Origin of the sequence: Crassaminicella profunda (assembly GCF_019884785.1) — a bacterium.
Lineage (GTDB): Bacteria > Bacillota > Clostridia > Peptostreptococcales > Thermotaleaceae > Crassaminicella > Crassaminicella profunda.
The window spans coordinates 4,015,576-4,027,908 of sequence record NZ_CP082326.1 but is presented as its reverse complement, the minus strand read 5'-3'; the positions used below and the strand labels follow the sequence as shown (position 1 = coordinate 4,027,908).

Sequence of the window (12,333 nt, the reverse complement as noted above, 5' to 3'; positions counted from 1 at the left end):
TCATTTTGAGACAATCCCTTTAAATTTTATATGAAAATATATATAGATACATATTATTAAAACTAAAAATATACTACAAAAATATTTTAGCTTAATTGGAACAAGAATCAACTCTTCCAAGAGCTTGTTTTTTATACTCAACAATATCTTCAATGGTTACAACAACCATATCATGTTGTTCAGCAAAATTAATGATTTCAGGTAATTTTGCCATGGTACCATCTGGGTTAGTTAATTCACATAAAATTCCGGCTGGTTTATACCCTGCAAGACTCATAAGATCAACTGTTCCTTCTGTATGACCACGTCTAGTAAAAACACCACCTGGACGAGCACAAAGTGGAAAAACATGCCCAGGACGACAAATATTTTGTGGTGTACATCCATCTGTTACTGCTGTATGAATGGTAGTGACTCTGTCAGCGGCAGAAACACCTGTTGTTACTCCATGACAAGCTTCAATTGAAACGGTAAAAGCTGTTTGATATCTACTGGTATTTTCAGCTACCATTAGAGGTAAATTTAATTGACGGATTTTTTCATCTGTGAGACAAAGACATACAATGCCACTGCACTCTCGAATTAACATAGCCATTTGAGGGATTGTAATAGTCTCGGCAGGAAAGATTAGATCCCCTTCGTTTTCACGATCTTCATCATCCACTAGAAGGATTCCTTTTCCTTTACGAAGATCTTCTAGTGCTCGCTCAACACGTTCAAGAGGTTTGCCAAATTGGAATAGTAGTGATTTGTTCATCATAAAACTCCCTTTCTAAAAATAGAATTTTCATCAGGAATTATGATGAGAGATAGAAATGTGTTCAAAATTGTGAAATCAAAAAATACACAAAAAAACACGTAAAAAACATTTCGTTCTCTCCCATCCGGACTATTACCGTCGGCCTTGGATTCTCACCAAGTCTGCTGACCTTATTCATTAGAACAAGCGCTCGCGGGCTTATTTGCAAAATAGCAAAAATACCGCCGGTGGGGAATTACACCCCGCCCTGAGAATACAGTGATATTATAGCAGAAGTACTAATATTTTACAATAACTTATTTTTTTTACTTGGCTGATCATAGGATGATACAATGATCATAAAAGGACAACTTGATAAAAATGGTTGTTGACATATAAGCAAGAAACATGATATTATATGTTGAAAACAAAATAGGTACCTTTAAATCGGTCCAGAGAGGCTGAAAAGGATGTGATAGAGAAGATGCACCTAAGTTTGGTGATATCTTGTTTGTGTACGTAAATATAAGCCTTTTACCTCTGGTAAAAGGCTTTTTTATTTTATCATAACAAGAACGCATATGTATAAAACAATCATTGTAGATGATAATAGTAGACGAGACATAAATATGAAAATATTATAAAACAAGATAATAATAATGCAAAAGCGTCTCGTGAATGGAAATTAATAGAAATGCTAGAAAAAACGTGGAATGCTAGGTGATTGCTTAGTTGCAAATGCACAATTATAATAAAAAATGAAATAAAAAAAAGAAAATTTTTTAAAACGAATTGAATAAATATATTATTTTATGTATAATTATAAATAATATTTTAATGAATAAAAACAATAATATATGAATAAATATAAAATGAATTGGAGGGATACAAAATGAATGGAATATTGTATCTAGAAGATGGAACGGTATACAAAGGAAAAGGATTTGGAAAAAAAGGAACATCTGTAGGGGAGTTGGTGTTCAATACTTCTATTACAGGATATCAAGAAATTTTAACAGATCCATCTTATGCAGGGCAAATTATTACCATGACCTATCCGTTAATAGGAAACTATGGAGTAAATAGTGTGGAAAATGAATCTTCTAAAATATATGCCAAAGGATTTGTAACAAAATCTATTGAACAAAATCCTTCAAACTATATGAGCGAAGAAAGTTTAGAAAAAATGCTTGAGAACATGGGAATTGTAGGGGTTTGTCATGTGGATACAAGAAGTATCACTAAAAGAATAAGAAATCAAGGGGCATTAAAATGTGTCATATCTAATGAAGACCTGTCTATGGAAGAATTAGAAAAAATTATAAAACAAGAGAAACTAAAAGAAGACTGGATGAAAGAGGTAGGAACTAAACAAATCTTACACATACCTGGAACGGGTCCAAAGATTGCTGTAATGGATTTTGGAATCAAGAAAAATATCTTAAACAATTTACAATATAGAAATTGTGATATCACTGTATTTCCTTATAGTACAAGCTATGAAGAGATTATGAATATAAATCCTGAAGGGGTATTACTGAGTAATGGACCAGGGAACCCTGAAGCGGCCACAGAAGCAGTAGAAACAGTAAAGAAAATTATCAAGAAAGTACCTACCTTTGGAATTTGTATGGGACATCAAATATTGGCCTTAGCAGTAGGAGGACAAACCTACAAAATGAAGTTTGGACACAGAGGAGGGAATCATGGGGTTTATGATATAAAAAGAGATCGAGCTTATATTACTTCTCAAAACCATGGCTATGCAGTAGAGAGAAAAAGCATAGAACAAAGTGGAATGGAGATTACCCATATTAATCTAAATGATGATACGGTAGAAGGAATGAAGCACAAGGAGCTTCCTGTATTCTCTGTACAATTCCACCCAGAAGGAGCACCAGGACCGACAGATTCTACTTACCTATTTGATAAATTTATCGATCAGTTAAAGGAGGATGCAAAATGCCAATAGATAAAAGCTTAAAAAAGGTGATGATTATTGGTTCAGGCCCTATCATCATTGGTCAGGCAGCAGAGTTCGATTATTCAGGAACACAGGCTTGTAAAGCAATAAAAGAAGAAGGAATTGAAACAATCCTTGTAAATAGTAACCCTGCTACAATCATGACAGATACAAATGTAGCAGATAGAGTATATATAGAACCATTGAATGTAGAAAGTTTAGAAAAAATTATCAGTCAAGAAAAACCAGATGGCATTTTAGCAGGCTTTGGAGGACAAACAGGACTTAATTTATCTATGCAGCTAAAAGAAGAGGGAATATTAGATAAATACGGGGTAAGATTATTAGGTACGGATAGTGAAACCATCAAAAAAGCAGAGGATAGAGAAGCTTTCAAAGAACTTATGCTAGAAATCGATGAACCCATCCCTATGAGTATTATTGCAACAAAAATAAAAGAATGTGAAGATTTTGTTGAAAAGTATGGGTATCCAGTAATCATTAGACCAGCATATACATTAGGTGGAACAGGTGGAGGAATTGCAAGCAACTATGATGAGTTGATTGAAATATGCCAAAGAGGAATAGAGAATAGCCCTATCGGACAAATTCTTCTAGAGCAAAGTGTTGCAGGATGGAAGGAAATCGAATATGAAGTGATAAGGGATAAAAAGGATAACTGTATTATTATCTGTAATATGGAAAATATGGATCCAGTAGGGGTTCACACAGGAGATAGTATCGTTGTTGCCCCTTCACAAACCTTAAGAGATAAGGAATATCAGATGTTAAGACAAGCATCTATTAAGATTATTAGAAGTTTAAAAATTGAAGGTGGATGTAATATTCAGTTTGCATTAGACCCAAAAAGTAATAACTATATTGTTATAGAAGTAAATCCAAGGGTGAGTCGTTCGAGTGCTTTAGCTTCAAAGGCAGCAGGATACCCTATCGCAAAGATTGGTGCTAAAATCGGTATAGGATTTAGCTTAGATGAATTGAAAAATTATGTAACAAAAAATTCAAGTGCATGCTTTGAGCCAGCCCTTGACTATATCGTAGTAAAATTCCCCAAATGGCCTTTTGATAAATTTAGCAAGGCATCTAGAACCCTTGGAACTCAAATGAAAGCAACAGGAGAAGTAATGGCAATCAGCAGAAGCTTTGAAAGTGCACTCCTTAAATCTTTAACTTCCTTAGAAGGAAAGTTTACAGGACTTAGAATGTTTTCCATGATGGAAATGACACAAGAGGAATTGTTTAGAAAAATTGATTTATGTGATGATGAAAGAATCTTCGCCCTTGCAGAAGCTTTAAGAAGAGGAATAACAGTAGACATGCTTCATGATAGAACAAAGATTGATCCATGGTTTTTAAATGGCTTAGTAAATATTATTAAGATGGAAACAAGAATCAAAGAAGAAAATATGGATGAAAAATTACTATATGAAGCAAAAGCAATGGGTTTTACAGACAAAGAAATCAGTGATTTAAAAGGAATACAGGCTAATGATTTAGAAGAAATGAGAAAAGAGCAGGATATAAAACCAATTTTTAAGATGGTAGATACCTGCAGTGGTGAATTTGATGCACAAACTCCTTACTATTATTCTTGCTATGAAGAGGAAGATGAAAACATTATTAGTGATAAGAAGAAAATAATGGTACTTGGATCAGGACCTATTCGAATCGGACAGGGAATAGAATTTGATTACAGTTGTGTTCATGGAGTATGGGCCATTAAAGAAGCAGGATATGAATCCATCATCATTAATAACAATCCAGAAACAGTAAGTACAGACTTTGATACGGCAGACAAACTATACTTTGAATCCTTATATATAGATGATGTGATGAATGTTATTAATAACGAAAAACCAGAAGGAGTTATTCTTCAACTAGGAGGACAGACTTCTGTAAATCTTGCAGAAAAGCTTTATGAAAGAGGCGTAAACATACTAGGGACTTCTTACCAATCAATGGATATGGCAGAAGATCGAGATAAGTTTAGAAGTTTCTTAGAAGAACTAAATATCCCAAGTCCTACGGGAAGAGCTGTTACAAGTATAGAAGAGGCATTAGAAACTGTAGGAAAATTAGGATATCCAGTAGTTGTTAGACCGTCTTATGTAATAGGTGGCCGTGCCATGCAGGTGGTATATGATCAAGCAGGACTTGAAAATTATTTACAAGAGGCAGTAAATTTATCTAAGAAGTACCCTGTACTCATTGATAAATATGTAAAAGGAACAGAGATAGAAGTAGATGCTATAGGGGATGGAGAAGATATCTTAATCCCAGGAATCATGGAACATGTTGAAAGAACTGGAGTACACTCTGGAGACAGTATCACTGTATATCCATATATGACCTTAAATAAAGAGACAGTACAAAAGTTAGTAGATTATACAAGAAAAATTGCAAAAGGATTAAATGTAGTTGGACTTGTAAATATTCAATATGTATTTGATGGAAAAGAGGTATATGTAATAGAGGTAAATCCAAGAGCATCAAGAACTGTTCCAATACTAAGTAAAGTGACAGGAGTTCCAATGGTAAAATTAGCAGTAGACGCTATGCTTGGAAATAAACTAAAAGATACAGCTTATGGAACAGGACTCATGGAAAATAAAAAGTTGCATGCTGTAAAGGTTCCAGTTTTCTCAGGAGAAAAGCTTGCTGATGTAGACATGTCCTTAGGACCTGAGATGAAATCTACTGGGGAAGTATTAGGAATAGATATGGATTTAAATAAAGCCATCTACAAAGGATTCAAAGCTTCTGGAATTAAAATTCCTACAAAAGGAGCTATTTATGTGAGTCTGAAGGCTGTAGATAAAGAAGAAGGATTGAAAGTTATAAAAGATTATGAAAAACTAGGATTTAAGCTATATGGTTCTGTAGGAACAGCCAATTTCTTAAAGAAACATGATGTTTCTTGTGAAACAATTCCATTGTTTGAGGTAGACAAACGCATTGCAGATGGAACCATCAACATGATGATCAATACCCCTACAAGAGGAAATAATAAATATAGCTTAGGATTTAGAATCAGAAGAAAAATGAGTGAACATAGACTTCCTATATTTACGAGCATTGATACAGCAAGAATTTTTAAAGTAGCTATTGATATAGAGAAAAATAAAGAAGAAATAACATATAAGACTCTTGATGAATATTTAAAATAAGAGCTATATAAAAAATAAAGCCCCTTGATCTATGAAGCTTTTTCAAAGAACAATAGATGAAGGGGTTCTTTACTAAAGTTTTTTATTTTAATGAATCAAATACAATTAGATTTTTAGGGAATTGATTTAAAACTTCACAGCTATCTTTTGTCACTAATACAAGATCTTCTATTCTTACGCCATACTTTCCTTGTAGATAGATCCCTGGTTCTATTGAAAAAATCATACCTTCCTTCACGATCATATCATTAACTGCGCTTACATCAGGATATTCATGTACACAAAGACCGATATTATGCCCTGTGCGATGAGTAAAATACTTTCCATATCCTCCATGCTCTATGACACTTCTTGCTGCTTGATCAATGGTACTAAATTTAACACCAGGTTTTATAGTACTAATGGCAGAACGATTAGCCTTTAATACTAAATCATAGATTTTTTTATATTCTTCATCAGGTTCTCCAAAGAACATGCTTCTTGTCATATCAGAGGCATAATTATTTGAAATACATCCTATATCTATGATGATACTATTATTTATCTTAAGGGGAGTTTGGTCAGAGGAATGGTGCGGCTGGGCAGCATTAGAACCATAACAAATTAGTGGATCAAAAGAGAAACCATTTGTATCATATTGGGCATAAATCTCTCCGAGTTTTTTTCCTATTTCAAGCTCTGTATATGTACCTGTCTTGATTACTTCCATAATTTTACCCATTGCTTGATCGTTGATAGCGGATGCTTTTTTCATTAATTTAATTTCATCTTCATCTTTTACCATTCTAATTTCATCTACTACAATAGAACCATTTTCTACTTGAAGTCCTGGTTTTTTCTTTAATAATCTGATCAGAAAATGAGAGGGCCATTCTTTATCGATTCCCATAGTTTTATTAAGATTTACTGATTTTTCTAAATAATCAATAGGATCTTCTGTATCATTATAAATGCAAAGTTTTACTCCTAAATCTTTCTGTAACGGAAATAGTTCATTGATAAATAGTGTTGTATCACCATTAGTATTTACGAATAATGCTAACATTCTCTCTCCTGGATGAATCCATTCATCTAATAAATAGAAAATGGAATCAGGAGAGGTGATAACCATTTGATCCATATGATGCTTTTTCATGTTGGTGATGATTTTTTGTAATCTTTTTTCATGCATGTGGAAATCCCCCTTTTGAAAATGATTTTTTAGTGTAAGTCCTTTTGAAGCATAAGAAAAAACAAGTAAATGGTGGATGGACAAAATGAAAAATTCACAATATTTGGAAAAACTTCCTAAATATATAGTACCATATTTATCTGTTTTGTAGAAGATGAATTGTTGATAGGTGTATAGTAGTATAAAGATACATTGAAATGAAATTTTTATAAATTTTAAAAATAGCTTATGAAGATGGTTAAAGCGTATGAATAACAGGTGTTGAGGATCTATTTTTTATATAAAAATAAAATTTTTATATAAAAATGCAAATTTACTATTGATTTTATAGATTATAAATAATATAATAAGCGTAATTACAAAAAAGACTTTACTCTGTTAAAAGTTTTATATGAAAAAGCTGTGAACGGTAGTAGTAAATAATAATTTGCTTTCAGAGAGTCGATGGGTGGTGTGAATCGACAGCGAAGATTATTGAATCCGACCGGAAGCTGTATGGGGGTAAAAACCTATACCGGGAAAACCCGTTATCGAGAAAGAGGCTGCATATGCAGTGAAAAAAAGGTGGTACCACGTGGAGAAATATCCCCGTCCTTGATTTATTCAAGGACGGGTTTTTTATTTACCCTGATGGGAATAAAAACATATTTACAGGGATATGGAGATATAGAAGCAAACTGTGCACGAAAAATATACAGAATATTTTGAAATGTTTTAGAGCTTAAATATGGAATAGGAGAGATGGAAATGGAAAATAAAAGAAAAGTTATTATCACTGAAAAAGTAGATGACGAAGCAATCAAATTGCTAGAGAAACATTTAGACGTAGATGTTTGCCTGGATATAACAAGAGAAGAATTATTAGAAAGAATGCACCAATATGATGCGATTATTGTTAGGAGTGCAACAAAAATCAATGAAGAATTGATGGAAAAGGCACCAAATTTAAAAGTTGTAGGAAGAGCAGGAAATGGTACAGATAATATAGATTTACCAGAAGCAACCAAAAGAGGAATTATTGTAGCCAATACACCAGCTAGTAATACTATGTCAGCAGCTGAACTGGCTATAGGACTTTTGATGGCACAGTCAAGAAATATTGTAGGAGCAAATAATTATATTAAATCAGGAAAATGGGAGAGAAATAGATTCAAAGGAGTAGAGCTTTATACTAAAACATTAGGGATTATTGGACTTGGTAGAATTGGTTCTTTGGTAGCTACAAGAATGAATGCTTTTGGTATGAAGGTAATTGCATATGATCCATATATTTCTGATGAAAGATTTAAAAGATTTAATGTAGAGAAGAAAAATACTTTAAAAGAATTGATAGAGGAATCTGATTTTATTACAGTGCATACACCAAAGACAAAAGAAACCTATGGGATGATTGGAGAGCAAGAAATTGAGTGGATGAAGCCAGGGGTAAGACTTGTAAATGATGCTAGAGGTGGAATTATTAACGAAAAAGCATTACTAAAAGGAATTCAAAGTGGCAAAATTGCAAGTGCAGGGTTAGATGTACATGAAGAAGAACCTAGCTTTAACAATCCATTGTTTGAATGCGATAATGTTATTGTAACACCACATATTGGAGCAAGTACGATTGAAGCTCAAATCAATGTAGGGGTTACAGTAGCAGAGCAGGTGATTAATGCATTAAATGGAGAAATTGTACCTAATGCAGTAAACCTTCCTACAATGCATAGGGATGAATTGGCCGTGATGAAACCATATATTGAAATGATGGAAAAACTAGGAAAAATCTATTACCAGCTTCGCCATGATCCAATTGAGCATGTGAGTATTGAGTATTGGGGAAGTGTTGCAAAGCAAGATACAGAAATGAGTACCATTGCATTTGTAAAGGGTCTTTTACAGCCGGTAGTAGAAGATAAAGTAAATTATATTAATGCAAAACTTTTAGCAGAACAAAGAGGCATTGGAATAGAACAAAGAAAAATAAAAGAAAATTATAATGGATATACAGATTATATTGAAGTGAAGATTAAGACAAAAGAAGATACATTTGTGATTGCAGGAAATTTATCTTCAAAAAGAGAAGGAAGAATTGTAAAGATTGAAGGATATGAAGTAGATGTAAACCCAACAAAGCATATGCTATTTGTACAAAATATGGACGTTCCAGGTGTAATTGGTCACATTGGTATGGGACTCGGAGAAGAAAAAATTAATGTTGGAACTATGCAGGTAGGTAGAAATGCTGTAGGAAAAAAAGCATTGATGGTTTTAACAATAGATGATGAAGTGTCTAATGAAAGTTTAGAAAAATTGATGCAAAAAGAAAATGTGTTGTGTGCAAAATATGTGAGACTTTAAAATAGACCACCCTTTAGGTGGTTTATTTTTATGAAAAGAAATATTTGGTTATGATATACTGTAAGGAGCAGATTTAAAGAAAATAATATAAAGGGCTGTACAGGGGTGTTGATTGAGGGATGAGGAACTGAGCTTGAAAATATATGGAATGCGGAGGAATAGTATGAAAAAAATAGGGATTATATTATTAGGGCTATTGCTTTTATTTACAGGGTGTAAGGAGAAAGAAGTAGAGAAGATTGTACAGCCTACATTGATTGTAGAGGATTATAACGGGATTAACCCTGAAGATATGAATCAATACAATATTGATGTAGTCTTTTCACCAGAGGATGCCACTATTAAAGGAACACAAAAGGTAGATTACATCAATAAAGAGAATACTTCTTTAGGAGAAGTTTATTTTCATCTATATCCAAATAGTTTTAGAAAAAAAGAGACGGTTCCATTTTTAATGGATGATTTTGAACGTGCTTATCCTAATGGATTTAAACCTGGATATATCAATATAGAAAAAGTATCTATTGAGGGTGTGCCTGTAGATTATGAATTTAAAGGGGAAGGGCAAACCATCATGAAAGTATTATTACCTAATGAGTTAGAATCTAATGAGAGAATTTCAATAGAGATGGCATATACCATAAAAATACCTCCGGCACAGGAACGATTTGGTTATGGGGGAGATACTTTCAATCTTGGTAATTGGTATCCTATTGCAGCTGTTTATGATAAAAGTGGATGGAATTTAGATCCATATTATCCTCTAGGAGATCCATTTTATAGTGATGTAAGTAATTATCATGTTCATATGGAAACACCAAAAGATTTTATTGTTGCAGCATCAGGGAATATTTTAGAAGATGAAGTTGTAGAGGATAAAAGAGAGTGGGAGATAGAAGCAAAATTAATGAGAGATTTTGCTTTTGTAATGAGCAAAGATTTTGAAGTGGTAGACAAGGATGTAGAAGGAACTACTTTGAAGATGTATTTTATGAAGAATGTTAAGAGAAAAATAGCAGATAAGGCTACGGAAGCAGCAGAGAATGCTTTAAAAACCTTTAATAAGACATATGGAAAATATCCTTATGGCCAGTATTCTGTTGTACAGACTAATTTTCCAAGTGGAATGGAATATCCAGGAATTGTTTTTATTGGAGAAGAGTATTATTCAAATGATTATGGGAATTATTTAGAAATTGTTATTGTTCATGAGACTGGGCATCAGTGGTGGTATGGTGTTGTTGGGAATGATGAAATCGATGAAGCATGGTTAGATGAAAGCTTGACTTCTTATTCAGAGGTCGTTTATGCGAGAGAAAATTTTGGAGAGAGAAAAGGAAAAGAATATCATAAATATACAAATGAGGAACAATATAAAAATGGGGTAGCTTCTATAAAAAATGAAACGATTTTAAGACCTTTAAATGAATTTGAAGGTTGGAATGACTATGGGATTTTGGTTTATAATAAAGGAGCCATGTTTTTAAATACAATCTATGAAAAATATGGGGAAGACAAATTTTATGATATTATGAAAAAATATTACGAAACCTATCGATTTAAAAATGCTACCACTGAGGATTTTAAAAAGGTTTGTGAAGAAGTTGTAGGTAAAAAGTTAGATTCACTCTTTAATAAATGGTTATTAGCGCAATAATGATCAACAACCACAGGAAAAAATACCTGTGGTTTTCTTCATGCTTTTCCTTTAATATATAAATAAGGGGGAAGCGATTTGAGAAGATATATAGCAATTATAATCACATGTATTTTACTACTTGCTAGTCCATCTAGTTTTGCAGATGCTAAAGTTAAAGTGAATGCAAGAGCAGCATTACTTATGGAAGAGACGTCAGGAGAAATATTATTTTCTAAAAATGTAGAAGAAAGATTTGCACCAGCTAGTATTACAAAATTAATGACTTATCTTGTTGCTATAGAAGCTGTAGAAAAGGGAAAGGTTTCTATGAATGATCTAGTAACTATAAGTGATAGAGCAGCAAATGAAAAAGGAGCAAGTTATAGATTAAAAGCTGGAGAAACTATAAAACTGAGTGAGCTTATGGAGGCCATGATGATTGTATCTGCAAATGATGCAGCCTTTGCCATTGCAGAGCATGTAGGTAGCAGCATGGAAAGCTTCGTAAAGATGATGAATGCAAAAGCCAAAGAGTTAGGAATGGTAAATACAAACTTTGTAAATCCTAATGGTATGCCAGAAAAAGGGGAAGGTAATATGATGACGGCCAAGGATATAGGCATATTGGCAAAATACATCATTCAGCATCATAAAGAAGAACTCCTACCTCTTACAGATCAAGAATTTTATCAAAACCCAGAGAGAAATTTTTATAAGAAAAGTACCAATGGATTGTTAAAGATCATACCTGAGGTAGATGGATTAAAAACAGGATATACCAGTGAAGCAGGATTTTGTTTAACTTCTACCATGAATGTAAAGAAAAAGGATGAAAATGAACAAGATTTTAGATTGATTTCTGTTGTACTTGGAACGAAAAGTGATTGGAATAGAGTTCATGAAAGTGAGAGGCTTTTAAATTATGGAGTCGCTAATTTTATGAAAAAAAGAATTATAAACGTAGAAGAGCCTATTCAAGAAATAAAATTATGGGGAGCAAAAGAGCTTCCAATTGAGCTTTTGGCTAAGGAAAATGCTTGGGCCTTTGGACAAAAGAATGCAATAGAAAAGAGTAGAGAAATTTCTCTATTAGATACAATGCCCTTTCCTGTTGTAAAAGGACAAAAGCTTGGAGAAGTGAAGGTTACACTCTATAATGATAAAGTCATAACAATGGATTTAATTAGTGATCGAGATGTGAAAAAGATTCCTTTTAAAGTATTTATAAAAAAGTTCTGGTCCATTTTTTCAAGTCTTATTGCTAATATTATGTAAGATCATATGGAAAGGATG

At 33.0% G+C, this 12,333-nt stretch carries 7 protein-coding genes, 1 riboswitch and 1 other annotated feature; of the genes, 5 read left to right on the top strand and 2 right to left on the bottom strand.

What is annotated here, in order from left to right; translation table 11 throughout:
- Positions 1–91: 91 nt before the first annotated feature.
- Positions 92–757, bottom strand: coding sequence for a 3,4-dihydroxy-2-butanone-4-phosphate synthase (gene ribB / locus K7H06_RS18495; protein WP_223037483.1), 666 nt, complete (start codon positions 755–757; stop codon positions 92–94).
- 111 nt (positions 758–868) lie between these two features.
- A riboswitch (FMN riboswitch) is annotated at positions 869–1,019 on the bottom strand.
- A gap of 612 nt (positions 1,020–1,631) precedes the next feature.
- On the opposite strand from ribB, the gene carA reads away from it, so the two are divergent.
- Complete coding sequence (carA, locus tag K7H06_RS18490) at positions 1,632–2,711, top strand: glutamine-hydrolyzing carbamoyl-phosphate synthase small subunit (RefSeq protein WP_223037482.1); 1,080 nt, start codon at positions 1,632–1,634, stop codon at positions 2,709–2,711.
- On the top strand, positions 2,702–5,890 hold the full coding sequence (gene carB, locus K7H06_RS18485; protein ID WP_223037481.1) for a carbamoyl-phosphate synthase (glutamine-hydrolyzing) large subunit: 3,189 nt from the start codon (positions 2,702–2,704) through the stop codon (positions 5,888–5,890). Before carA ends, carB begins: the two co-directional genes overlap by 10 nt.
- Positions 5,891–5,972: 82 nt before the next feature.
- On the opposite strand, the gene K7H06_RS18480 is transcribed toward carB, so the two are convergent.
- Positions 5,973–7,061 carry a M24 family metallopeptidase gene (locus K7H06_RS18480; protein ID WP_223037480.1) on the bottom strand — a complete coding sequence of 363 codons (1,089 nt, stop codon included), beginning with the start codon at positions 7,059–7,061 and terminating at the stop codon, positions 5,973–5,975.
- Between the two features lie 393 nt (positions 7,062–7,454).
- Positions 7,455–7,660: a binding site (T-box leader), on the top strand.
- Positions 7,661–7,808: 148 nt separating this feature from the next.
- Between K7H06_RS18480 and serA the strand changes: the two genes are divergently transcribed.
- From serA to K7H06_RS18465, 3 genes are all read left to right on the top strand, one after another.
- On the top strand, positions 7,809–9,401 hold the full coding sequence (serA, locus tag K7H06_RS18475) for a phosphoglycerate dehydrogenase (RefSeq protein ID WP_223037479.1): 1,593 nt from the start codon (positions 7,809–7,811) through the stop codon (positions 9,399–9,401).
- A gap of 163 nt (positions 9,402–9,564) precedes the next feature.
- Positions 9,565–11,058 carry a M1 family metallopeptidase gene (locus tag K7H06_RS18470; RefSeq protein WP_246637577.1) on the top strand — a complete coding sequence of 498 codons (1,494 nt, stop codon included), beginning with the start codon at positions 9,565–9,567 and terminating at the stop codon, positions 11,056–11,058.
- Between the two features lie 78 nt (positions 11,059–11,136).
- Positions 11,137–12,315 (top strand): D-alanyl-D-alanine carboxypeptidase family protein, encoded by a 1,179-nt coding sequence (locus K7H06_RS18465; RefSeq protein WP_223037478.1) that lies wholly within the window; start codon positions 11,137–11,139, stop codon positions 12,313–12,315.
- Positions 12,316–12,333 lie beyond the last annotated feature (18 nt).